Annotated in this window: 18 protein-coding genes; 6 read left to right on the top strand and 12 right to left on the bottom strand. The window is 67.7% G+C overall.

Annotated elements, in window-relative coordinates:
* Positions 1-6: 6 nt before the first annotated feature.
* Complete coding sequence (locus IEY58_RS03980; protein WP_229743466.1) at positions 7-882, top strand: bestrophin family protein; 876 nt, start codon at positions 7-9, stop codon at positions 880-882.
* Here the strand turns inward: IEY58_RS03980 and IEY58_RS03975 are convergent, their stop codons facing one another.
* The 5 genes from IEY58_RS03975 to groES all read right to left on the bottom strand — a co-directional run bounded on the left by IEY58_RS03975 (position 883) and on the right by groES (position 7,286).
* The gene (locus IEY58_RS03975) at positions 883-2,292 is read right to left on the bottom strand and encodes a sensor histidine kinase (protein WP_189042763.1); all 1,410 of its coding nucleotides are present in this window, start codon (positions 2,290-2,292) and stop codon (positions 883-885) included. It lies immediately after the preceding gene.
* The gene (locus tag IEY58_RS03970; RefSeq protein ID WP_189043476.1) at positions 2,279-2,980 is read right to left on the bottom strand and encodes a response regulator transcription factor; all 702 of its coding nucleotides are present in this window, start codon (positions 2,978-2,980) and stop codon (positions 2,279-2,281) included. Before IEY58_RS03970 ends, IEY58_RS03975 begins: the two co-directional genes overlap by 14 nt.
* 271 nt (positions 2,981-3,251) lie before the next feature.
* Positions 3,252-4,667, bottom strand: coding sequence for a porin (locus IEY58_RS03965; RefSeq protein WP_189042761.1), 1,416 nt, complete (start codon positions 4,665-4,667; stop codon positions 3,252-3,254).
* A gap of 626 nt (positions 4,668-5,293) precedes the next feature.
* On the bottom strand, positions 5,294-6,928 hold the full coding sequence (gene groL, locus IEY58_RS03960) for a chaperonin GroEL (RefSeq protein ID WP_189042759.1): 1,635 nt from the start codon (positions 6,926-6,928) through the stop codon (positions 5,294-5,296).
* A 43-nt stretch (positions 6,929-6,971) separates the two neighbouring features.
* On the bottom strand, positions 6,972-7,286 hold the full coding sequence (gene groES / locus IEY58_RS03955; protein WP_189042757.1) for a co-chaperone GroES: 315 nt from the start codon (positions 7,284-7,286) through the stop codon (positions 6,972-6,974).
* A gap of 281 nt (positions 7,287-7,567) precedes the next feature.
* Here groES and IEY58_RS03950 point away from each other — a divergent pair, with 281 nt between their 5' ends.
* The 3 genes from IEY58_RS03950 (at position 7,568) to IEY58_RS03940 (ending at position 12,968) form a co-directional block, all read left to right on the top strand.
* Positions 7,568-7,744: a hypothetical protein gene (locus IEY58_RS03950; protein ID WP_189042755.1), complete on the top strand. Its 177-nt coding sequence runs from the start codon at positions 7,568-7,570 to the stop codon at positions 7,742-7,744.
* A complete protein-coding gene (gene treS / locus IEY58_RS03945) occupies positions 7,741-11,097 on the top strand; it encodes a maltose alpha-D-glucosyltransferase (protein ID WP_189042753.1) in 3,357 nt (1,118 codons plus the stop codon). Before IEY58_RS03950 ends, treS begins: the two co-directional genes overlap by 4 nt.
* A gap of 278 nt (positions 11,098-11,375) precedes the next feature.
* Positions 11,376-12,968, top strand: coding sequence for an alpha-glucosidase (locus tag IEY58_RS03940; RefSeq protein ID WP_189042751.1), 1,593 nt, complete (start codon positions 11,376-11,378; stop codon positions 12,966-12,968).
* An 18-nt stretch (positions 12,969-12,986) separates the two neighbouring features.
* Here the strand turns inward: IEY58_RS03940 and IEY58_RS03935 are convergent, their stop codons facing one another.
* The 3 genes from IEY58_RS03935 to IEY58_RS03925 form a co-directional block, all read right to left on the bottom strand.
* Positions 12,987-14,192 carry a CaiB/BaiF CoA transferase family protein gene (locus IEY58_RS03935; protein ID WP_189042749.1) on the bottom strand — a complete coding sequence of 402 codons (1,206 nt, stop codon included), beginning with the start codon at positions 14,190-14,192 and terminating at the stop codon, positions 12,987-12,989.
* An 18-nt stretch (positions 14,193-14,210) separates the two neighbouring features.
* Positions 14,211-15,536, bottom strand: a complete 1,326-nt coding sequence (locus IEY58_RS03930; protein ID WP_229743465.1) for an MFS transporter — start codon at positions 15,534-15,536, stop codon at positions 14,211-14,213.
* A 103-nt stretch (positions 15,537-15,639) separates the two neighbouring features.
* On the bottom strand, positions 15,640-17,055 hold the full coding sequence (locus tag IEY58_RS03925) for a malonyl-CoA decarboxylase (protein WP_189042747.1): 1,416 nt from the start codon (positions 17,053-17,055) through the stop codon (positions 15,640-15,642).
* 145 nt (positions 17,056-17,200) lie between these two features.
* On the opposite strand from IEY58_RS03925, the gene IEY58_RS03920 reads away from it, so the two are divergent.
* Both IEY58_RS03920 and panS read left to right on the top strand, forming a co-directional pair.
* Entirely contained in the window at positions 17,201-18,088 is an 888-nt protein-coding gene (locus tag IEY58_RS03920; RefSeq protein ID WP_189042745.1) for a LysR substrate-binding domain-containing protein, read from the top strand.
* Positions 18,089-18,233: 145 nt separating this feature from the next.
* Positions 18,234-19,199: a ketopantoate/pantoate/pantothenate transporter PanS gene (gene panS / locus IEY58_RS03915; protein ID WP_189042743.1), complete on the top strand. Its 966-nt coding sequence runs from the start codon at positions 18,234-18,236 to the stop codon at positions 19,197-19,199.
* 21 nt (positions 19,200-19,220) lie between these two features.
* Here the strand turns inward: panS and IEY58_RS03910 are convergent, their stop codons facing one another.
* The 4 genes from IEY58_RS03910 to IEY58_RS03895 are packed head-to-tail and all read right to left on the bottom strand — an operon-like array spanning position 19,221 to position 23,025.
* Positions 19,221-19,676, bottom strand: a complete 456-nt coding sequence (locus IEY58_RS03910) for a MaoC family dehydratase (RefSeq protein WP_189042742.1) — start codon at positions 19,674-19,676, stop codon at positions 19,221-19,223.
* An 11-nt stretch (positions 19,677-19,687) separates the two neighbouring features.
* The gene (locus tag IEY58_RS03905; RefSeq protein ID WP_189042740.1) at positions 19,688-21,058 is read right to left on the bottom strand and encodes an MFS transporter; all 1,371 of its coding nucleotides are present in this window, start codon (positions 21,056-21,058) and stop codon (positions 19,688-19,690) included.
* A 13-nt stretch (positions 21,059-21,071) separates the two neighbouring features.
* Positions 21,072-21,845, bottom strand: coding sequence for an enoyl-CoA hydratase/isomerase family protein (locus tag IEY58_RS03900; RefSeq protein WP_189042738.1), 774 nt, complete (start codon positions 21,843-21,845; stop codon positions 21,072-21,074).
* 10 nt (positions 21,846-21,855) lie between these two features.
* On the bottom strand, positions 21,856-23,025 hold the full coding sequence (locus IEY58_RS03895; RefSeq protein ID WP_189042736.1) for an acyl-CoA dehydrogenase family protein: 1,170 nt from the start codon (positions 23,023-23,025) through the stop codon (positions 21,856-21,858).
* Positions 23,026-23,030: the final 5 nt, after the last annotated feature.

Genomic DNA, 23,030 nt, shown 5'->3' with positions numbered 1-23,030 from the left:
CGACCCATGATGCCGGAGAGATCGACCAGTACCCCAAGATCCCGCGCCGGGCTCCGGGAGATCCTGTTCGCCGTGCGCGGCTCGATCATCCGCCTCATCGCGTGGAAGGTCGCCATGCTCACCACGCTCGCCTGCGGTGTCGTCTATTGGACGAAGCTCCACGGCGATCCGCTGTCCGCGTTCGGCATAGCACCGTTCAGCTTCATCGGCATCTCGATCTCGGTCTTCCTGAGCTTCCGGAACAACGCCTGCTATGACCGCTGGTGGGAGGCGCGCAAGCAATGGGGCCGGCTCATCGTCGCGGCGCGATCCTTCGCCCGCGAGACCATGGCGCTGCCGGTCGACCGGCGACGGCTGCTGCGCGCCGTCTGCGCCTATGCCCACGCGCTCCGAGCGCGCCTGGACGGGACGAGCGAGGCCGACGCCTGCCGGACCTGGGGCACGCTTGGCCCCGTGCGTCCTGGCAGCGCCAACGCGACGAACCGGCTCTTGGACCAGATCGGACAGGAATGCTCGAGGCTCGCCGACGAAGGCCGGATCAGCGAGTGGCGCTACATGCTGCTCGAGAGCCGGCTCGTGGAGATGAGCGAGGTCCAGGCCGCGTGCGAGCGGATCAAGAATACGCCGCTGCCGTTCGCCTATACGCTGCTGATCCACCGCACGACCTATCTCTTCTGCTGCTTGCTGCCATTCGGCGTGGCACCGCAGCTCGGCTGGAGCACGCCCATCCTCGTCGCGGTCGTGAGCTATACGTTCTTCGGGCTCGACGCGATCGGCGACGAGCTCGAGGACCCGTTCGGCCGCAACGAGAACGACCTGCCGCTCGACGATCTGGTGCGGACGATCGAGACGGATATCGGGGAAAGCCTCGAGGCCGGCTGATCAGTCCGCCGGCAAATCTGCCGGATCAACCGGTTGGCAGCGGAGTTCCACGATCGCCCCCGGCATACCGTCGCCGATGTGCAGGCAGAAGCCGTGCAGCCGGGCGATCGCCGCGACCAGGCTCAGGCCCAGGCCATGGCCGCCGACGTGCCGGCTCTTGTCCGAGCGGTAGAAGCGCTTCAGCACGGATTTCCGCTCGGCGGCGGCGATGCCGGGGCCGCTGTCGACGATCCGGATGACCGGGACCTGCGCCTCGAGCGTCGCCGAGAGCTCGACCCGCCCGCCCGCAGGCGTGAATTTGACCGCATTGTCGACGAGGTTCGCGACCGCCTCCATCAAGAGGTCCCGGTCGCCCGTGACGACTGGCAGCCGCTCAGCCGGTCGTGCGGTGAAGGTGATCGATTTCGCCTCCGCCAGCGGCTCGTAGAGATCGAAGACCTCCGCCAGCAGATCACGCAAGTCCACCGCGCCAAACTCGCTCCGGCGCCGGCTGTTCTCGATCTCGGAGATGCGCAGCAGCGCCGTGATGATGGCAAAGGCCTTGTCCAGGTCGGCAAGCGTGCTCGACGCCACCGTCTCCAGATCCGCCGCCCCGGTCGCGGCGAGCGCGCGCTCGAGTTTCGCGCGCATGACGGAGAGCGGCGTCCGCAGGTCATGGGCGATATTGTCGCCGACGCTCTTCACCTCGTCGAGCAGATGGCAGATCTGGTCGAGCATGCGGTTGACCTCGAGGGCAAGCTTGTCGAGATCGTCGGCCGTTCCGCGGGTCGGCAGGCGTTCCAGCAGGTTGCCGCCCATGATGTGGCCGATCGATTGCTGGACGGTCCGCACCCGGCGGAGCGCGCGGGAGCTGAGCAGCATGCCGAAGATCAAGGACAGGGCGACGCTCGGCACGATGCCGAGCAACAGCCCGCGCGAAATGGTCTGGCGCAGGACGACGACCTCGGTCATGTCCCGGCCGATGATCACCGTGCCGCCGTCGGCGCGATGCCGGGCCGCAAGCGTGACGTGGCGCGTTCCCGCCACTCGCCGATCGACGCCGCCGACGGCGGCTCCGCCGATGGCGGCGGCCGGCATGCGGTGGGCCGCCCCGTCGATCGGCAAGTCATCCGGAATGGCGGCGATGTTGCCGGCCAGCAGCTTGCCGGCCGGATCGAACAGGGCAGCGTAGCTCAGCCGATGGAGGTCGGCCGCGATGCGCAGATCGATGTCGCGCAGCAGATCGTCGGTCTCGATCTTCGCCGCATTCTCGACCTCGTCGACGATCTCATAGCGGATGCGCCCCGTCTCGACGAGCGCCGTCTGCCAATAGACGAAGCCGAAGGTGAGGAGCATGCAGGCCGCGAGTGCCGTGGTGAAGGCGAGCGCCAGCCTGAACTGAGCCGTGCGGAAGAGCTCAGTCCGGCGCACGGAGCATGAATCCGGTCCCGCGCACGCTGACGATCATCGGCACGTCGCCGTCCGCGTCGATCTTGTGCCTGAGCTTGCCCATGTGCACGTCGATCAGGTTCGTCTGCGGCACGAAGCGATAGTGCCAGACCTCCTCGAGCAGCATCGCCCGGGTGATGGTCTGATCCGGCCGCCGCATCATGTATTCGAGCAGCTTGAACTCGCGCGGCAGCAGCTCGATCTCCCGCGGACCGCGATGCACGGTCCGATCGATGAGGTCCATCTCCAGCGGCCCGACGCGGAGCACGGTCGCGCGCGTGTCGGCCGGCCGGCGCAACAGTGCCTCGACGCGCGCGGCCAGCTCGTCCATGGCGAACGGCTTCGTCAGGTAATCGTCGCCGCCCGCCTTGAGGCCGCGGACGCGGTCGTCGACCGAGCCGAGCGCGCTCAGGATGAGCACGGGCGTGCCGATCGCCTCGCTGCGCAGCGCCTCGATCATCGAAAGCCCGTCGAGCACCGGCAACATGCGGTCGGCGATCACCAGCTTGACCGACCCGTCGGCCCGTATGGCCGCGAGCCCGTCTTGCCCGGTCTCGGCCAGGCTCACGAGATAATCGCGCGCCTCGAGCTCGGCGACGATCTCCCGCCCCATGTCGGGATCATCTTCGACGACCAGGATATGCGCTCCGCGAGCGAGACCAGATGACATGGCAGTGCCGAACGTGGAGCCGGAAAGGGTGGCGTGCGGCGACGCGGCGCCGATGCTGCCCATGGACTTGGGATCGCCGTAACTGGGCGACAAGATTCACCTCCTCCGTCACGTGAGGGTGCAAGGGATCTCTGTACCCGGCTCAATCTCCCGAGTTCGGCAACCGCATCAAATAAAATATGTTTTAGGGCGAAATAAGTTTTATGGCGCCGGCAAAAACGGGAGAGCGGATGACCGCTCTCCCCTCGCAATATCGGACGACTCTCGCCGCTTACCAGCGGAACGAGGTCTCCATGATGAGCGCCGTCGAATCGAAATTCTTGGCGAAGACGTTGTTGTTGGCGGCCACACCGCCGGTCCCCGACGTGAAATTGGCACCGTTCGGCACATAGGCACCGCCGGCGTCATAGAGCGTCTGCTGGATCATGCCCGTGAGATTGACGCCCGGCCCGACCGAATAGGTCGCACCGACCTGGATCACGTCGTTGGTCACGGCCCGCTTGACGTTCGCGTCGCCAGTCAGGCCCTCATACTCGCCGCGCGACCATTCCACGCCCATGCGGATGGCACCGATCGTGTAGGACAGGTTGAGGTCGAGGTTCTTGTTGACCATCTCGTTCGTCTTGAGCGTGCTGAACGAGATCGGAACGCCCACCGCATTGAATGCGGTCGCGACGCCGGCGCCGGTGCCCATCAGACCGTTCGGGAACGCCTGCGACAGCTCATAGTCGAAGCCCAGCTCGTACGGGCCGTAATTGACCTGGACGCCGCTGTTGTAGATCTGCGGGTCGGCGTTGTTGGTCGGGGTCAGAACGCAGTCGTTCGAGAGCGCGTCGTTGCCGAGCGCTACCTTGTTGGAGCAGGCGCCCTTGCGGCTCGCGGTCGAGTAGCCGGCGGTCCATGCCACCTTCGCCGGACCGACCGTGCCGGCCCAGCCGGTCGACAGCGACCAGTAGTTATAGGCCGTCGCATTGTTGAGCAGGCTCGGCGTCAGGCCGTTCGTCTGGTTGTCGGTCAGGCCGTTGTTGTCGCCGATGTTGCCCGGACCGTTCGTGTGGCCGCCCGCCTTGTCCGGTGTGTAGCTCGCCGCGAAATGGAAGCCGGCAATGACCGGGCTGTAGTACGCGATCTTCGTGCCGCGGCTGTCGAGGTTGAGCGTGGTCAGGTTGAACACGGGCGAGTTCGAGAAATAGATCGCGGCCGAGTTCGCACCGGTGTTCTGATCGCCGGTGACGCCGGCATTGGTGCCGACCGCGTCGTCGCGGCGGACGTCGCTGAAGTCGCCGATGCGCACCTCGCCCCAGCTCTGGGCGTTCCTCAGGTAGATATAGCTGTCCTTGATCGTCGTGTTGTTCGAGCTCTGGAAGCCGTTCGTCGTGCTGGCCGCAGCGTTCGGCGCGCTGAACGCATTGAGGCGCGTGAAGACGCCGGCGGTGATGCCGTTCGAGAAGGTCGTCGAACCGAGGAAGCGGATCAGGAAATAGTCCTGGAAGCCGACCGGCTGCCGCTTGTAGGCGGCGTCGCCCGGCTGATCGTCCTGCGAGATCATGGCGGCAGCACCGGTGTAGTACTGGCCGCCGAGCTTCATCTGGATCGGCTGATCGGTACTCGCGGTCTGCGCGTAGGCGCCGTGCGCAAGAAGACCCGCCGCGACGAACGCGGACGTCTGGAGAAGCAGTTTCTTCATGGTAGGCGTTGGCCTTCGATAGGCCTGAGCGTCGTGCGGACGGTCAGGTTTGCCGTAGCGTGCCCCCACACAGCCGCGACAAGTTTAACCTCCTGTGCGGCCGAAGATACGGCCGGGCTCCCGCCGGTCAAGCAAGCATGCCGGAACGCGTCGGCAAATTCGAACGCTGTTGCCGCGACGCCACAACTCGCCACCCGCAGGACAACGATATCAATGCGCGCATATTATTACAGACTTGGAACAAAAATATAATAACATTAACCAAATACCGCAAAGCAAAAATAAAAGATATTTTAATAGAGCCCAGAGACCGATCCAGGCCACATATTTGGCCAAGATAATAAATATTCTCTCAATCAATCCGAAAAATTCGCAAACAACCTTGGCCGGAGAGCTCGACGATCGCCAAATACCTGGCGAGACCGGGCGGACTTCCCGAGCATTCGACTTTCGATACAGGTACGGGATACCTCCTGCCGTGCCTGTCGAGCCTCCCCCACCGGCGAATCCGCGCCCCCATCGCGGGTCGGTGGCGGGAGGTTCACCCTTTCACGAGCGAAGGGCCCGGGCGTTTTCCCGGGCCCTCCAATAGCGTCGACGAGAGGATGCCGACTAGATGGCGTCGACTAGAAGTCCATGTCGCCCATGCCGCCGCCGGGCATGGGTGGTGGGGCCGTCTTCCTCGGCTTCTCGGCGACGAGCGCCTCGGTGGTGATGAGCAGGCCGGCAATCGAGGCCGCGTCCTGCAACGCCGTGCGCACCACCTTGACCGGGTCGATCACACCGGCGGCGACCAGGTCCTGGTACTCGCCGGTCGCGGCATTGTAGCCCCAGTCGTAGTCGGTAAGCTCGAGCAGCTTGCCGACGATGATGGAGCCGTCGGCGCCGGCGTTCTCGGCGATCTGCCGCGCCGGCATCTGGAGCGCCCGGCGCACGATGGCGACACCGGCCTTCTGGTCGTCATTTTCCGGCGCGACGCCCTCGGTCGCCTTCGAGGCCCTGAGCAAGGCGACGCCGCCGCCCGGCAGGATGCCCTCCTCGACCGCCGCGCGGGTTGCATGCAGCGCGTCGTCGACCCGGTCCTTGCGCTCCTTGACCTCGATCTCGGTGGCGCCACCGACGCGGATGACCGCGACGCCGCCCGCGAGCTTGGCCAGCCGCTCCTGCAGCTTCTCCCGGTCATAGTCCGAGGTCGTCTCCTCGACCTGCGCGCGGATCTGGGCAATGCGGCCTTCGATTGCAGCCTTCTCACCGGCGCCGTCGACGATGGTCGTGTTCTCCTTGTCGATCATGATCTTCTTGGCGCGGCCCAGCATGTCGAGGGTGACGCTCTCGAGCTTGATGCCGAGTTCCTCGCTGATGAGCTGGCCATCGGTCAGGATCGCAATGTCCTCCAGCATCGCCTTGCGGCGGTCGCCGAAGCCCGGCGCCTTGACGGCCGCTACCTTGAGGCCACCCCGGAGCTTGTTGACGACGAGGGTCGCCAAGGCCTCGCCCTCGATGTCCTCGGCAATGATGAGGAGCGGCTTGCCGGACTGCACCACGCCCTCCAGCACCGGCAGCAGCGCCTGCAGGCCCGAGAGCTTCTTCTCGTGGATCAGGATGTAGGGCTCCTCGAGCTCGGCCCGCATCTTCTCGGCATTGGTCACGAAATAGGGCGAGACATAGCCGCGGTCGAACTGCATGCCTTCGACCACTTCGAGCTCGGTGCCGAGGCTCTTCGCCTCTTCGACGGTGATGACGCCCTCGTTGCCGACCTTCTGCATGGCCTCGGCGAGGAAGCTGCCGATCTCGGTGTCGCCGTTGGCCGAGACGGTGGCGACCTGGGCGATCTCGTCGTTGCGCGTCACCTTGCGGGCATGGCTCTTCAGGTCCTCGACGACCGCGTGGACCGCGAGATCGACGCCGCGCTTCAGGTCCATCGGGTTCATGCCGGCGGCCACCGCCCTGGCGCCTTCCCTGACGATCGCCTGGGCCAGCACGGTCGCGGTCGTGGTGCCGTCGCCGGCGATATCGCTCGTCTTGGACGCGACTTCGCGGACCATCTGGGCGCCCATGTTCTCGAACTTGTCCTCGAGCTCGATCTCCTTGGCGACCGTCACGCCGTCCTTGGTGATGCGCGGGGCACCGAACGACTTGTCGATGACGACGTTGCGGCCCTTCGGGCCCAAGGTGACCTTGACCGCATTGGCGAGCGTGTCCACGCCGCGCAGCATCCTTTCGCGCGCGTCGGCGGAGAACTTCACTTCCTTGGCAGCCATATCCCCTATCTCCCTTGCTGATTTGCGTTATGGCGAGCGGCAGTCAGGCGGCCTGGCCGACCGGCTGGGCGTCTTCGATCACACCGAGGATGTCGCTCTCCTTCATGATGAGCAGGTCCTCGCCGTCGATCTTGACCTCGGTGCCGGACCATTTGCCGAACAGCACGCGGTCGCCGGCCTTGAGCTCGGTCGGCACCAGCTGACCCTGCTGGTCACGGACCCCGGGACCGACGGCGGCCACCTCGCCTTGCTGCGGTTTTTCCTTGGCCGTGTCGGGAATGATGATGCCGCCGGCGGTCTTGTCCTCGGCATCGATGCGGCGCACGATCACACGGTCGTGCAGCGGGCGGAAATGCATGCAGATCCTCCAGTGCAATACAGCGGCGGCACGGGCCCCGGGACTGGAAAGACCCGAGGCGCCGGTCAACCGGGAAGCGTCCATTTTTCCCGTCGGCAGAGCGGCACGGGAATCTTAGCACTCTCACCCCATGAGTGCCAAATACTGGGATCGGCGCCCGCCCGGCGGCGGAGGGAACCGCCCGAAGAACGGAACCGTTGGCGGCGTAGTCGGTAGAGAACTCGGGCTAGAGACGCGCCGAGCGCCGCCTCGTCGCCCTCGATTCGATCGAAAGGGCACGCATGCAGACGGCACCGCGCCTCCTCGCCTTGTCCCCGTTGAGCCCGGACGATCTCCTGGCCCGGCGCGACCGTCTGCCGGCGGTTGCGGGCCTCGCCTTCACGGCGGCGACGCTGCTCGATCCCGCAACCTATCTCGCGATGATCCTGAGCGTCCGGCGAATCGAGGCGCCATCATGAGCCGCCGGGGGCAGAAGCCCCTGCTGCAGGCCGCGTCCGAGCGCGCGACCGACCGGCCCGTGATCGCGCGCGACTGGTACAAGGACGCGATCATCTACGAGCTGCACATCAAGTCCTTCTATGATTCTGACAATGACGGCATCGGCGATTTCGCCGGCCTGACGCAGAAGCTCGATTATCTGCGGGATCTGGGCGTCACCGCCGTCTGGCTCCTGCCGTTCTACCCCTCGCCGCTGCGCGACGACGGCTACGACATCGCCGAATACAAGGACATCAACCCGTCCTACGGCACCATGGCCGACTTCAAGGCCTTCGTGCGCGAGGCCCATCGCCGGGGCCTGCGCGTCATCACGGAGCTGGTCATCAACCACACCTCGGACCAGCATCCCTGGTTCCTCCGTGCGCGCCGGGCCAAGGCCGGATCCAGCCATCGAAATTTCTACGTCTGGTCCGACACCGACCAGCGCTATCTCGGCACGCGCATCATCTTCCTCGACACCGAGACGTCGAACTGGGCCTGGGACCCGGTGGCCAAGGCCTATTACTGGCACCGGTTCTATTCGCACCAGCCGGACCTGAACTTCGACAATCCGGCCGTCGTGCGCGCGGTGCTGAACGTCATGCGCTTCTGGCTCGATCTCGGCGTCGACGGGCTCCGGCTCGACGCCGTGCCCTATCTCGTCGAACGCGAAGGCACCAACAACGAGAACCTGCCGGAAACCCATGGGATCCTGCGCACGCTGCGCGCCGAGATCGACGCCTCCTACCCGGACAAGATGCTGCTGGCCGAGGCGAACCAGTGGCCGGAGGACGTGCTGCCCTATTTCGGCAAGGGCGACCAATGCCACATGGCGTTCCACTTCCCGCTGATGCCGCGCATCTACATGGCGGTGGCGCAAGAAGACCGCCATCCGATCACCGACATCATGCGCCAGACGCCGGACATCCCGGAGGGCTGCCAATGGGCGATCTTCCTCAGGAACCATGACGAGCTGACGCTCGAGATGGTGACGGACCGGGAACGCGACTATCTCTGGGACGTCTACGCCGTCGACCGGCGCATGCGGATCAATCTCGGCATCCGCCGGCGCCTGGCGCCGCTGATGCAGAACGACCGGCGGCGCATCGACCTCTTGAACTCGATCCTGTTCTCGATGCCCGGCACGCCGGTGCTCTATTACGGCGACGAGATCGGCATGGGCGACAATTTCTATCTGGGCGACCGCGACGGCGTGCGCACGCCCATGCAATGGTCGCCCGACCGCAACGGCGGCTTCTCGCGCGCGGACCCGGCGCGCTTGTTCCTGCCGGCGATCCAGGATGCGGAATACGGCTTCCTGTCGGTCAATGTCGAGGCGCAGAGCCGCTCGCCCACCTCCATGCTGAATTCGATCCGCCGGCTGATGGCGGTCCGGCGCGATCTCAAGTCCATGGGCCGCGGCAAACTCACCTTCCTCTACCCGCTCAACCGCAAGCTCCTGGCCTATGTCCGCAGCATCGACGACGAGCTGGTCCTGTGCGTCGTCAATCTGTCGCGGGCGGCACAGTCGGTGGAGCTCGACCTCTCGGCCTATCGCGGCCGGGTGCCGGTCGAGCTCCTGGGCCTGTCGACCTTCCCGCCGATCCTCGACCGGCCTTATCACCTGACCATGGCCGGCCACAGCTTCTTCTGGTTCAAGCTCATGGAGCCGAGCCAGATCGAGGGCGGTCTTGCCATGCTCGAGGTCAGCCGCGACGGCGGCGTCGAGCCGGTCACGCTCGTGCTGCGCAGCGGCTGGGACGAGTTCCTGACCGGTGCCGCGGCGTCCGAACTGGGCCGGGCGGTGCTGCGCCAGTTCCTGCCGACGCAGCGCTGGTTCGCCGCCAAGGACGTCGGGGTCGCATCCGCGCAGATCGTCGACGCGGCGGACCTGCCGCGCCGCGACGCCGACGAGCCCTGGAGCCTGGCGATCGTCGAGACGACGCTCGCCGATGGCCGGATCCAGCATTACCAGATGCCGTTCGGCCTGGTCTGGGGAGCCCCCACGGCCGAGGCCCGCGCCGCGGTGCAGCCGATGACGCTCGCCCATGTCCGGCGCTTCCGGGCCGAGGGCGCGCTCTACGACGGCGGCATCCATCCGGGCTGGGCGCTCGCCGCCATCGAGGCGATCGGCGCCGGCCGCGAAATGCCGTTCCGCGGCGGCGGCAAGGCCGCTTTCCGTCCAAGCTCCAAGTTCGCCGAGCGGCCGTTCCCGAGCGAGCCCGCGGTCCGACAGCTGGGCGTCGAGCAGTCGAACAGCTCGATCGCGGTGCAGGATTATGGCGTGCTCAAGCTCTATCGCAGGCTCGAAGACGGTGTCCATCCCGAGATCGAGATGTGCCGCTTCCTCACCGGGACGGCTGGCTTCACCGGTACACCGCCGCTGCTCGGCACCATCGAACGGCTGGGGCGCGACGGGACGACGACGGCGCTCGGCATCCTGACCGGCTATGTCGCGAACCAGGGCGACGCCTGGTCCTATGCCCAGGACCATCTGAAACGCGTGTTGCAGGAGCGCTGGAACGGCACCGGCGAGCCGGCCCACGCGGAACAGGCGCCGGCCGACCCGCATGCTTATTTCCTCGAGCTCATGGGCCGGCTCGGCTATCAGACGGCCGAATTGCACCGCGCGCTCTGCCCGAGCGGCGACACCGACCCGGCCTTCGCGCCCGAGCCGATCACACCTGCCGACCTGGCGCGCTGGCGCCAGGAGACGCGGGCCAGCGCCGAGGCGTTGCTCGGCCGGCTCGCATCGCAACGAACATCTGCACCCGACCCCGCGGTCGACCGGCTGCTGACGCTCGGCGACCGGCTGCTCCAGCGCATCGACGCCGCCTGCGCGGGCCGGGTCCAGGCGGTCAAGACCCGGCTGCATGGCGACTATCATCTGGGCCAGGTCCTGGTGGCGCAGAACGACTTCTCGATCATCGATTTCGAGGGCGAGCCCCGGCGGACGCTCGACGAGCGGCGGGAGAAGCACACGCCGCTCAAGGATGTCGCCGGCATGATCCGCTCGATCGATTATGCCGCCGCCGCCGCGGTCCGCGCGGCGGCCGACCTGCCGTCGGTCGACAATGCCGCGCTCGAGGCCATGTGCCGCGACTGGCGCGACCGGGCGACCGCAGCCTTCCTCGCGGCCTATCGCGGCACGATCGCCGGGACCGCCTGCTGGCCCGCCGACGAGCGCGACGCCGATGCCTTGATCGAGCTGATGCTGATCGACAAGGCGCTCTACGAGATCGGCTACGAACTCGCCAACCGGCCGGCATGGCTCGGCATCCCGATCCAGGGGATCGTCGACCTTTTGACCCGAGCGGACGAGGCGGCGCCATGACCGCGCTCGCGGCACTGCGGCAGCGCATTGACCGGCCGCGGTCGGCAAGCTGCTTGCCGATTTTCCGGTCGGCCTGTTCCTGCGCGAGGGCCTGGTCCTGCGCGAGGGATAGATCGCGCAACCCCATGTCCCGAATTGGCCCCTTGCGAGCGCGGTTTCCCGCTCTTAAGTGTCCGACGAGTGCGGAGCGGCCCCATCCGCTAACCACCCGCCGAAACCGCCCCTTAACCGGGGAAGCGCAGCTCGCCTGCCGCCGAAGTTTTGCCGTCGAGTTCTGAATGCCGTTCGAGCCTAAAACGCCCTGGTGGCACGGCGCCGCGATCTATCAGATCTATCCGCTGAGCTTCGCCGATTCGAATGGTGACGGCTGGGGCGATCTGCCGGGCGTGATCGCTCATCTCGACTATGTCGCGTCGCTCGGCGTCGATGCGATCTGGCTTTCGCCCTTCTGCCGCTCGCCGATGCGCGACTTCGGCTATGACGTGGCCGATCACACGGCGGTCGATCCGCTGTTCGGCACGATCGAGGACGCCGACGCGCTCATCGCCCGCGCGCATCACCTGGGCCTCAAGGTGATCCTGGACCAGGTCTGGAGCCACACGTCGGACCAGCACGCCTGGTTCAAGGAGAGTGCCACCAACCCGACCGGCGACAAGGGCGACTGGTATGTCTGGGCCGATCCGCGGCCGGACGGCATGCCGCCCAACAACTGGCTGTCGGTGTTCGGCGGCAGCGCCTGGACCTGGGAACCGCGCCGCCGGCAGTACTACCTGCATCATTTCCTGGCGAGCCAGCCGAAGCTCAACCTGCGCAATCCGCCGGTGCTGGACGCGATCCTCGCGACCGGCCGCTTCTGGCTCGATCGCGGCGTCGACGGCTTCCGGCTCGATGCCGTCGATTTCATGGCCCACGACCCGCTGCTGCGCGACAATCCCGCGCTGCCGCCGGTCGACGGCAAGTGGCCGCTGAAGCCGTTCGCCCTACAGCGCCACGAGCACGACATGCTGCATGCGGACGCGCTCGCGATCATGGCGCGCATCCGGGCGCTCACCGACGAATATCCGGGCACAGTGACGCTCGGCGAGGTCTCGAGCCAGCCGGGCGCCTTCGAGCGGATCGCGGACTATACCGAGCCGGGCCGCCTGCATCTGGCATACACGCTGCGCCTGCTGCGCGGCAGCATCTCGGCCGAGGCCCTGGAGGCGGCGCTCGGCGAAGCCCGGCGGGCGATCCAGCACCACGGGCTCTGCTGGGCCTTTGGCAACCATGACGTCGTGCGCCTCGCAAGCCGCTGGGCCAGCGCCGACCCGGCGGCGGAACGGGCGTTCATGACGCTCCTCGGTTGCCTGCCGGGGCCGATCTGCCTCTACCAGGGCGACGAGCTCGGCCTGCCCGAGGCGGAGCTGGCGCAGGACGAGCTGCGCGATCCGTTCGGCATCGCCTTCTGGCCGGAATTTCGCGGACGGGACGGCGGACGGACGCCGATGCCGTGGCGCGAGACGGCGCCGGCCGGCGGCTTCACGACCGGCACGCCCTGGCTGCCCGTGCCGGCGGCCCATCGCGCCCGCGCGGTCGATCGCCAGGAGCAGGATACCGACAGCGCGCTCGCCCATTGGCGCGGGTTTCTCAAGGCACGCAAGGCGCGCCCGGCCTTGCTGCGCGGCACGATCGAAGAGATCCGGCGAACCGGCGACGTGCTGAGCTTCGTGCGCAGGCTCGGCGACGAAAGCGTGCTGTGCGCGTTCAATCTGTCCCAGACGCCGCAGCGGTTCGATCTTGCCGGCTGGAGCGCCGGGGAGGCCGACGTCCTGCTGCCGGCGTGGGGCACGATCGTGCTGCGCGCCGGCGAACCGGTGCCGATCGGCGCCTAACCCGCGATCTGCCGAAGCCTAGACGACGCCGCGCGCCTTGAGATCGGCGAGCGCTGCCTCGCTCAAGCCCAGCCGCTCGCGCAGCACCGCGTCCGTATGCTCGCCCAGGAGCGGCGGGGCCAAGCGGTAGTCGGCCGGCGTCTCGGACAGGCGGACCGGGTTGGCGATCACTTTCACGGTGGCGCCGGACGAATGCTGCATCTCGCGCACGGCCTCGCGCGCCTTGATCTGCGGGTCGGCGAACACCTGTTCCAGCGTGTTGATCGGGCCGCAGCCGATCTTGAGCGCCTCGAGCCGCGAGATCCACCAGTCGGTCGGGTGCTGCTTCAGCACCGGCGCCAGTGTATCGGTTACGAGCTGCCGATTCTGCACGCGGGCGGCATTGGTCGCGAAGCGCGCGTCGGCCGGCAGGTGCGCAAGCCCGAACTCCTTGCAGAACCGCTCGAAGGTCGGGTCGTTGCCGACCGAAAGCACCATGAAGCCGTCGGCCGTGGCGAATACCTGGTAGGGCACGATGTTCGGATGCTGGTTGCCGAGGCGCGGCGGGTTCTCACCGGTCGCGAGGTAGTTCATGCCCTGGTTGGCGAGCCAGGCGACATGGGTGTCGAGCATGCCGATGTCGATCTGCTGGCCTTGGCCCGTCGCCTCGCGGTGCCGCAGCGCCGCCAGGATGCCGATGCAGCCGTAGAGGCCGGCGAACAGGTCGGCGAGCGGGATGCCGACCTTCTGTGGCGCGCCGTCGGGCTCGCCGGTCAGGCTCATGACGCCGCCCATCGCCTGGATCAGGCTGTCGTAGCCTGGCCGCGGCGCATAGGGCCCGGTCTGGCCGAAGCCGGTGATCGAGCAATAGATCAGGCCGGTGAACCGCTCCTTCAGCTGGGCATATCCGAGGCCGTATTTGGCAAGCGCCCCCACCTTGAAGTTCTCGACCAGGATGTCGCTCTGGGCGATCAGCTTCAACGCGATCTCCTGCCCCTCCGGCGTCGCGATGTCGAGCGTCACCGAGCGCTTGTTGCGGTTGGCACCGACGAAATAGGCGCTTTCGCCGGTGCCGGGCATGTGGGGCGGGGCGAAGCCGCGCGTGTCGTCGCCCGACCCGGGTTTCTCGATCTTGACGACGTCGGCGCCCAGGTCGGCCAGCATCTGCACGCACGTCGGACCCGCGAGCACGCGCGTCAGGTCGAAGACCGTCAGGCCCTTGAGGGGGCCGGTGGGTTCCGTCATCTCGCTCTCCTCACAAACTCACTCTGGCAGCGACTGCCCGCGCGTTTCCGTCGCAAACGGAATGATCAGCAGGCCGATCGCGAAGGCAACAGCGGTGAGCGCCACCGGCGTGCCGAGCGTTCCCATCGACTTGACCGCCGCCGCCAGCGCGAAATTGACGCCGGCGCCGATGAACCGGCCGACCGAGGTGCAGAACGCGAAGGCGGTCGCCCGCACGTCCGTGCCGAACTGCTCGGGCAGCCACAGGCTGAACATGGTGAAATTGCCACCGGCGACGCCCAGGAAGAACAGCACTCCCAGGAAGACCGGCAGCGCCAGGTCCGACGGCAGGTAGAAGGCCCAGCCGAAGGCGACGACGATGGTTACGAGCATGCCGACGAAATAGAGGGCGAGCGTCGCCCGGCGCCCGTAGCGCTCGGCGAGCCACGGCAGGACGACGCAGCCGATGATCGTGCCGACCGAGAGGAGCGCCGTGCCCCACGAGGCAAGCTTGGCCGCCGTGGGCGCGTCCATGCCACGGGCCTTGGCCAGGAACACGATGGCGGTCGGCTCGTAGACAGCACCCGCCCAGAGGCCGACGATGGCGACCGTCAGCAGCGTCGACATGACGATGGTGCGGCGGCGATAGGGCGCCTTGAAGATCGCCACGAGCGGGCTCTTGTGGCGCTTGTGCGCGGCTACCTCCTCCTCGTGCTTGTGCTCCCAGCGATCCGGCTCCTTCACGCCCAGGAGTGTCAGGATCGACACCACGACCGGCACCAGCCCGCACAGGAACATGCTGCGCCAGCCAAGCGACGCGCCGATCGTGTAGTTGAGGCCGGCGGCGACGAAGAAGCCGAAATAATAGCCGGTCTGCAGGTAGCCGGCGCCCATCTTGCGCCGGTCTTCCGGCCAGGCCTCGGCGACATAGGTGCCGGCCATCGCCCATTCGCCGCCGACGCCGACACCAGCGAGGAAGCGGAACAGCGCCAGCTGCCAGATGTTCTGCGAGAAGGCCGCGGCGCCGGTGAACACCGCATAGATCAGCACGGTCGCCGCCAGCGCCTTCGTCCGGCCGAACCGGTCGGCGACCGGGCCCCAGATGAAGGACAGGCCCCAGCCGACCAAGAACAGCGCGAACATGACCGAGCCGACATAGCCGATGTTGGCCGGCGACGCGTCCATGCCGGAGCGCGGCAAGAGCTCGGTCATGGCCGGCCCGAGGACCAGTGCGTAGATGACGGAATCCATGCCGTCGAGCATCCAGCCGGCCCAGGCCGCCCAGAAGCCGATAATCTGCTGCCGGTTGAGCGGCGTGCGCCGGGCGGTCAACGGCGCCGCCTCCGCATAGGATCTAATCGTCAACGAAGGTTCCTCCCAACATTAAGGCCGGCCGTCTTATATGCCGAGCGATCGGCTTGACGCTCGGCGCGGTTCGTCTCAGGTCCAGGGGATAAGGCCTAGGGGCTCAAGCCCGCCGGAGCCGGCTCGAGCGGGCGCGAACCGGCGGCACCGGTTCCTCGACCATCAGCGCATCGACGTCAGCCGAGCGGGCGACCGTACCATCCTGCGCGAAGGCCTCGTGGTTGGCCTCGATCAGGTCGAGGTCATAGAGGTAATTGACCATGATGCCGTAGGATTCCCGGATGCCGCGGGGCGCCACGTTGCCGAGCCAGTTGATCCGCTCGAGCCGGGCGCCATTGCCCAGGTGGAAACGCGCCACCGGATCGACCGAGCCCTTGGGGCCGGCCGGGCCGGTGAGATACGTGGCGCAGAAGCGCAGGAGCGGCTGGCGCAGCGCGTCGGCCTTGGCCGGATCCTGCCACCAGTCCTCGGCCTTGAGCGGCTTCTCGAGGGCGGCGTCCGCGGCACCGGGCAGCGCCATCCGCTTCTCGAGCCAGCGGCGGAAGCCTGGCACCGGCGACAGCGTCGAGAAGCGGGTGAGCTGCGGCAGCTCGGCCTTGAGTTCCTCGACCACCTGCTTGATCAGGAAATTACCGAACGAGACGCCGCGCAGGCCGTCCTGGCAGTTCGAAATGGAATAGAAGATCGCCGTGTCGGCGCGCGCCGCCCGGGCCTGTGCGGCTGCCTCGTCGATGCGCTGGCCGTCGCACCCGAGGAGCGGCTGCACCGCCGCGGCCAGCCCCTCGACGAGCGCCACTTCGACGAAGATCAGCGGCTCGCCCGGCAGCGCCGGGTGGAAGAAGGCGAAGCAGCGCCGATCGGGTGCCAGGCGCCGCCGGAGATCGTCCCAGCCCTGGATCTCGTGCACCGCCTCGTAGGCAATGAGCTTGTCGAGCACCGCCGCCGGGGACTGCCAGTCGATGCGCCTGAGCTCGAGGAAGCCGCGGTTGAACCAGGAGACGAAGAGATGCTTGAGATCGGCGTCGAGCAGCTTCAGCTCCGGCGCGTCGCGCAGGTGCTGGGCCAGTTCCTTGCGCATGGCAACCAGCGCCGCCGTGCCGCCCAGCGACAGGTTCATGCGGCGCAGCAGCTCCTGCCGGGTCGGGTCGGCCACCTCGGCGAGCTTGGCCGCGCCCTCGGCGGACGGATCGGCGAGATAGGCCTCGGCCGCCGCGCGCAGCCGCTTCGCATCGGGTTGGAAGCCGGTCGCGAGGAAGCGATAGAAAGCGAGCCGATCTTCGGCACCGAGCGTGCGCAGGCATTCGTGCAGCTCGCGGGCGACGATGGCGCCCGACGCCTCGCCGCGGCCCGACAGGAGCGCCTCGGCGAGACGCTTCGCCCGGTCGAGCGGCGGCACCAGGGGGCCGGTCCGATCGACTTCGGTGCTGCTGCGCAACGAGAGCGAGGCCCAGAGCCGCTCGACCCAGGAACGCGGATCGGAGGATTTCGACGACCGGGTCTTCAGGGCCGTTGGCGCCATATCCGAGCTCCTTCGCGATGACCGGCGGATTGTTTTGTCCGCCTGATCGGGGTCGATCGATGTCTTCCTTGAGAATGAGCGCACGGCATTGAACCGAGAAACGATAATTGGTAATTTTACTGATCGTTTTTTGCGATCAATGCCCATGCTCGAGCTCGATCTGTTGCGCACCTTCGTCGCCGTCGCCGAATGCGGCGGGTTCCGCCGCGCGGCCGAGCGGCTCAATCTGACGCAGTCGACGGTCAGCCAGCAGATCAAGCGCCTCGAGCTCGAGACGGGCCGCTCTCTGTTCCGCCGCAACACCCGTGCGGTGGCGCTGACCGACGAAGGCGACATGCTGCTGGGCGACGCCCGGCGCCTGCTGCAGCTCGAGGAGGCCGTGCGCCGCCGCCTGGCGGCGCCGCAGCTCTCGGGCGTGGTGCGGCTCGGCGCCGTCGAGGAGGTCGCCGGCGACTCCCTGCCGCCGGCGCTCGGCCGCTTCGCCCGCCTGCACCCGAACGTCCGGCTCGAGGTGGAGGTCGGCGTCAGCGCCGAGCTCATCGAGCAGCTCGACGCGGACCGGCTCGACGTGGTGCTGGCCAAGCGGCCTTGGGGCACGTCGCGCGGCCGGCTCGTCTGGCGCGAGCCGCTCGTCTGGGCCGCGTCGGAGACGTTCGACCTCGAGCCCGACGCGGTATTGCCGCTGGCACTCTTCCGTGAGCATTCGGTCTCGCGTGAGGCGGCGCTCGATGCCTGCCGCAACCGCGAGCGACCCTGGCGCATCGTCTATACCAGCCCGAGCTTGACCGGCGTCAGGGCCGCAGCACTCGCCGGCCTCGCCGTGACGCCGCTGCCGGCGAGCGCCGTCGTCGCCGGCCTGCGCGTCCTCGGCGAGCCGGACGGGCTGCCGCCGCTGCCCCATCTGGAATTCGCCATCTTCGAGCGGCCGCGGCCGGCGCCGGCCGCCACGGCGCTTGCCGCGGCACTGGCCTCGCTCGCCCAGACCGTGCCCGAGACGGCAGGCGGTCTCAGGCGTGCCGGCACACGAAATTAAGGCGCGCGAAATAAAATTGCGCGCCGTGGGCGCATAGCGGCTTCCCACCCGACGTTCTTGCCCCCGCCGACGAAATAAGCGATCCCCGCACGGCTCATCCAGGCGGCCGTCCCATGATCCGCCCGGGATCATGGAGGCCGTTGCCATGTCGTTCATTACCCGCCTGTTTCCGCTCTGGGCCGTGCTCATCGCCGGGGCCGCCTATCTGGCGCCTGCGTCGTTTCGGACGCTGCTGCCCTGGGTCACCGACCTCTTGATGCTGGTCATGTTCGGCATGGGTGCCACACTCACCTTCGCCGATTTCCGGCGGGTGATCGTGCGGCCGGCGCCGGTCGCAGCCGGCATCGTGATCCATTACGTCGTCATGCCGCTCGCCGCCTTCTTGCTGGCCCGGCTGCTCGCGATGCCGCCGGAGCTCAGCGCCGGCATGATCCTGGTCGGCAGCGTTGCGAGCGGCACCAGCTCGACGGTCATGGTCTATCTGGCCGGCGGCGACGTGGCGCTGTCGGTCACGATCAGCGCCCTGTCGACCGTGGTCGGCATCGTCGCGACACCTTTACTGACGCGGCTCTATGTCGATGCCGCGGTCCCGGTCGACGTGCGGGGGCTGCTCGTCAGCATTTTGCAGATCGTGGCGCTGCCGGTGACGCTCGGCCTGCTGCTCAACCGCTTCGCCCGCCCGGTCATCCGCACGGTCGAGCCGGCCCTGCCGCTCGTCTCCATCCTCGCCGTCATGGCGATCATCGGCGCGGTCGTCGCCGGCAGCCAGGCGAGCATCGCCAGCGTCGGGCCGATCGTGCTGGTGGGCGTGATCCTGCACAACGGGCTGGGCCTCCTCGGCGGCTACTGGGGCGGCCGGCTGCTGGGCTTCGATGAGTCGGTCTGCCGCACGCTGGCGCTCGAGGTCGGCATGCAGAATTCCGGCCTCGCCGCCACCCTGGGCAAGCTCTACTTCTCGCCGCTGGCCGCCCTGCCGGGTGCCATCTTCTCCGTCTGGCACAACATCTCGGGCTCGCTGATCGCCGGTTTCTGGTCGAACCGGCGGCCGTCCGAGCGCCCGGCCGACGCGGCGGCACTCGGCGATCTCAAGTTCGAACCGACGCGCGACTAGTACGGCGGATCGGCCCGCACGCTAGGGATCCTGCTTCAGCATCAGGGCCGATCGCTTGCAATGGGCGACAAGGTCCTGCCGTTGATTGAAGGCCCGGTGCAGGAACGTGACGATGCCCTGGTTCGGCCGAGACTTGCTCTCGCGCATCTCCAGCACCTCGGTCTCGACCCGGACCGTGTCGCCATGGAACAGCGGCTTCGGGAAGCGCACTTCGTCCCAGCCGAGGTTGGCGACGGTGGTGCCGAGCGTCGTGTCGCCGACGGTGATGCCGACCATCAGGCCCAGCGTGAAGGCGCTGTTGACGATGCGCTGGCCGAACTCCGTGTGTTCCCGGCAATATTCCTCGTCCAGGTGCAGGGCCGCCGGATTGTGGGTAAGCGCGCTGAACCAGACATTGTCCGCCTCGGTCACGGTCCGGCGGATCGGGTGCTTGAAGATCTGGCCAATGTAGAACTGGTCATAGAACAGACCGGGCATGTTGGTGCTCCTCAGCCGATTGGCGCTTCACGGACGGCCATCGCGGCCTGGTCGGTCTCCTCCGGCGCCAGCGCCTCGAGCGAGCGCCGGTTGGTCTCGATGCCGAGGGCGGCGACGACGACTGCCTGGATCAGCAGGATCGCGCCAAGCAGCGAGACGACGCCCACGACGCCGAACCGTGTGAACAGCGGCACGACCGCAAACGGCATGGCGGCCGCCACGAGGCGGCCGACCGCGTTGCAATAGCCGGCCGCGCGCAGCCGGATCTCGGTCGGGAACAGCTCAGGCACGTACGACGCCCAGGCGACCGCCACGAAGACATAGATCACGGTGACGAGCGCGAAGCCGTTCAACGCGACCCATTCGTTGCTGTCGGCGAACGGATAGGCGAAGCCGAGCAGTGCCGCCAGCACCGATAGGCCGACGATCATGCGCTTGCGGTTGAAACGGTCGGCGACCAGCATGCCGATCGCGGCACCGACCGGCCCACCCAGCGACATGATCGCGGTGAAGCCCAGGGACGAGGTGATGGTCAGGCCCTGCTTCACGAAGAAGCTCGGCAGCCAGACGATGAAGCCATAGACCGCCGCATTGCCGCCGATGTTGAGCGCGAAGCCCATGGCGAAGCGCGCCACCATCTCACGCGAGAACAGCGGGTGCATTGCGGCCGGTGGAGCCGACGGAGCAGGCGGCAGGGCGGACCGGCCGACGCCGGCCTCCGCCTCGATGCCCGCCACGATGGCCTCGGCCTCGACGTTACGGCCCTTCTGCTCGAGCCAGCGAGGTGACTCCGGCACGCCCTTGCGCAGGTACCAGACCCCGAGCGCAGCCACGCCGACCGCAACGAACAGCGAGCGCCAGCCGATCATCGGCAGCACGAAATAACCGCTGATCGCCGATGCGAAGAGTGCCGCGTTCATGAACAGCGACAGGCCGGCGCCCCAGCGGCCGCGATGGGTCGGCGGGACATATTCGATGAGCGTCGCATAGCCGACGACGATCTCGGCGCCGAGCCCGATGCCCATGACGAAGCGGGCGGCGACCAGCCAAGGCATGGAAGGCGCCGCCGCGGCCGCGAAGGACGCGAGCCCGAAGATCAGCAGGTTGAGCTGATAGGAGAAGCGCCGGCCAAACCGGTCGCCCAGGATGCCGGAGAACCAGGCGCCGAGCACCATGCCGAACACGCCGGCCGAGATGAAGCCGCCAGCCGACGCCATGTCGGTCCAGCCGGTCTTGATCAGCAGGCCGATGACGCCGCCGGCCAGATAGACCTCGAATCCGTCGAGGAACATGCCGGCGCCGATCAGCCAGAGCAGGCGGCGGTGGAAGGCGCAGATGGGCAGCCGGTCGAGCCGGGCTCCCGAGGCGACGATGGTGCTCATGGGCAGGTCCCTCTCAATGTTCCCGGCCGAATTGCGGCGGGCGCTTTTCCAGGAAGGCGGCGACGCCCTCCCGATGATCGGCGGTCAGAAGGCAGGCCTCTTGCGCCCAGGCCTCGGCATCGAGGAACGCCTCGAGGCTGGGCACAGCCGTGGACTTGAACAGCTTCTTAGTGACACCGAACGAGAAGGCCGGGCTGTCGGCAAGGCGCCGGGCGAGCGCCCGTGCCGCCGTCTCCAGCTCCGCGTCGGGCACGACCTGGGTTGCGAGGCCGAGCGAGAGGGCCTCCGCCGCCGGCACGGGCCGCGCGCTATAGACGATCTCTTTCGCCTGCTGGAGGCCCAGGATCTGGGTCAGGAAATAGACGGCGCCGCCATCGGGAGCGAGGCCGACGTTCTTGAACACCTGGATGAACTTCGCCGTATCGGACGCCACGACCAGGTCGCAGGCGAGCGCCAGGCTCCAGCCGATGCCGGCGACCGGTCCGCGTACGGCGGCGATCACCGGTTTTTCGATGTTGGCGACGGCCAGGATCATGCGATGGGCCATCTTCAGACGGTCGCGCGCCGTTTCCGGCGTGAAACAGCCCATGCTGGTGACGTCACCGCTGCCGCAAAAGCCGCGGCCGGCTCCGGTCAGGACGATGGCGCGGGTCTCGCGCTCCTGGCCCAGCAGGCCGAAGAGCCGGGCCAGTTCCTCCCGCATTTCCGGCGTCAGCGCGTTGAGCTTCTCCGGCCGGTTGAGCGTGACGGTCGCGATGCCGTCGGCGCGGGCGATCTCGACTTCCACCCCTGCCTCCTCAATAAGACTTCGCCTGGCCGAGCACGCGCTCGGCGATGTTGCTGAGGATCAGCTGCTCGCTGACGGGGGCGAGGCGTGCGATCACGGACTCGCGCAACAGGCGCTCGACGTGGAATTCCTGGGCGTAGCCCATGCCGCCATGGGTCATGACCGCACGCACGCAGGCCTCGTAGCCGGCGCGTGCGCCCAGGAACTTGGCGGCATTGGCCTCGGGCCCGCAGGGCTTGCCGCTGTCGTAGAGCCAGGCGGCGCGCATGCAGGCGAGCCAGGCCGCCTCGAGCTCGATCCAGCTCTCGGCGAGCGGATGCTGGATGCCCTGGTTCTGGCCGATCGGCCGGCCGAAGACGTGGCGCTCGCGGGCATAGCGCGCGGCGCGGTCGAGCGCATGCTGGCCGATGCCGACCGCCTCCATGCCGATCAGCACGCGCTCCGGATTGAGCCCGTCCAGGAGATAGCGGAAGCCCTGGCCCTCCTCGCCGATGCGGTGCTCGGCCGGCACCGGCAGGGCATCGATGAAGATCTGGTTCGAATCGACCGCGTGCCGGCCCATCTTGTGGATGAGATGCACGTCGATATGGCGCCGGTCGAGGTCGGTGTAGAACAGCGTGAGGCCGTCCGCCGGCTTCCGGCACTCGTCGATCGGCGTGGTGCGGGCCAAGAGCATGATCTTGTCGGCGCGCTGGGCGGTCGAGGTCCAGATCTTCTGGCCATGGACGACATAGTTGCCGCCGGTGACCCGCTCCGCCCGGGTCTTGGTCCGGGTCGTGTCGAGCCCGGCGTCGGGCTCGGTCACGCCGAAGCAGGTGCGCGCGCGTCCTTCGATGAGCGCCGGCAGCCATTCCCGCTTCTGCGCCTCGGTGCCGTGCACCACGATCGGATGCGGCCCGAAGATGTTGATGTGGATCGCGGAGGCCGCCGCCTGGCCGCCCGGCGATGAGGCGATGCGATGCATCATGAGCGCCGCCTCGGTCACACCCAGGCCAGCGCCGCCGTATTCCGCCGGCATGGCGATGCCGAGCCAGCCGCCCTTGACGATCTCGGCATAGAATTCATCGGGGAAGGTCGCGGCCTGGTCGCGCTCCAGCCAGTAGCGCTCGTCGAACCCGTCGATGATGCGTCCCACCGCGTCGCGGATCGATGCCTGCTCTTCCGTCAGCCCGAAATCCATTCGCC

Source organism: Aliidongia dinghuensis, from assembly GCF_014643535.1.
GTDB classification, from domain to species: Bacteria; Pseudomonadota; Alphaproteobacteria; order ATCC43930; family CGMCC-115725; genus Aliidongia; species Aliidongia dinghuensis.
The sequence above is the reverse complement of the archived record's forward strand: the minus strand, read 5'-3'. Positions and strand labels throughout refer to the sequence as shown.

Bases quoted from the DNA above. Each gene is read 5' to 3' on its own strand.
- IEY58_RS03910 (WP_189042742.1), bottom strand. From the start codon at position 19,676: ATGCCCGGTCTGTTCTATGACCAGTTCTACATTGGCCAGATCTTCAAG.
- IEY58_RS03895 (WP_189042736.1), bottom strand. From the start codon at position 23,025: ATGGATTTCGGGCTGACGGAAGAGCAGGCATCGATCCGCGACGCGGTG.
- IEY58_RS03905 (WP_189042740.1), bottom strand. From the start codon at position 21,058: ATGAGCACCATCGTCGCCTCGGGAGCCCGGCTCGACCGGCTGCCCATC.
- IEY58_RS03940 (WP_189042751.1), top strand. From the start codon at position 11,376: ATGCCGTTCGAGCCTAAAACGCCCTGGTGGCACGGCGCCGCGATCTAT.
- panS (WP_189042743.1), top strand. From the start codon at position 18,234: ATGTCGTTCATTACCCGCCTGTTTCCGCTCTGGGCCGTGCTCATCGCC.
- IEY58_RS03970 (WP_189043476.1), bottom strand. From the start codon at position 2,980: ATGTCATCTGGTCTCGCTCGCGGAGCGCATATCCTGGTCGTCGAAGAT.
- groL (WP_189042759.1), bottom strand. From the start codon at position 6,928: ATGGCTGCCAAGGAAGTGAAGTTCTCCGCCGACGCGCGCGAAAGGATG.
- IEY58_RS03980 (WP_229743466.1), top strand. From the start codon at position 7: ATGATGCCGGAGAGATCGACCAGTACCCCAAGATCCCGCGCCGGGCTC.
- groES (WP_189042757.1), bottom strand. From the start codon at position 7,286: ATGCATTTCCGCCCGCTGCACGACCGTGTGATCGTGCGCCGCATCGAT.
- IEY58_RS03950 (WP_189042755.1), top strand. From the start codon at position 7,568: ATGCAGACGGCACCGCGCCTCCTCGCCTTGTCCCCGTTGAGCCCGGAC.
- IEY58_RS03965 (WP_189042761.1), bottom strand. From the start codon at position 4,667: ATGAAGAAACTGCTTCTCCAGACGTCCGCGTTCGTCGCGGCGGGTCTT.
- IEY58_RS03925 (WP_189042747.1), bottom strand. From the start codon at position 17,055: ATGGCGCCAACGGCCCTGAAGACCCGGTCGTCGAAATCCTCCGATCCG.
- treS (WP_189042753.1), top strand. From the start codon at position 7,741: ATGAGCCGCCGGGGGCAGAAGCCCCTGCTGCAGGCCGCGTCCGAGCGC.
- IEY58_RS03935 (WP_189042749.1), bottom strand. From the start codon at position 14,192: ATGACGGAACCCACCGGCCCCCTCAAGGGCCTGACGGTCTTCGACCTG.
- IEY58_RS03920 (WP_189042745.1), top strand. From the start codon at position 17,201: ATGCTCGAGCTCGATCTGTTGCGCACCTTCGTCGCCGTCGCCGAATGC.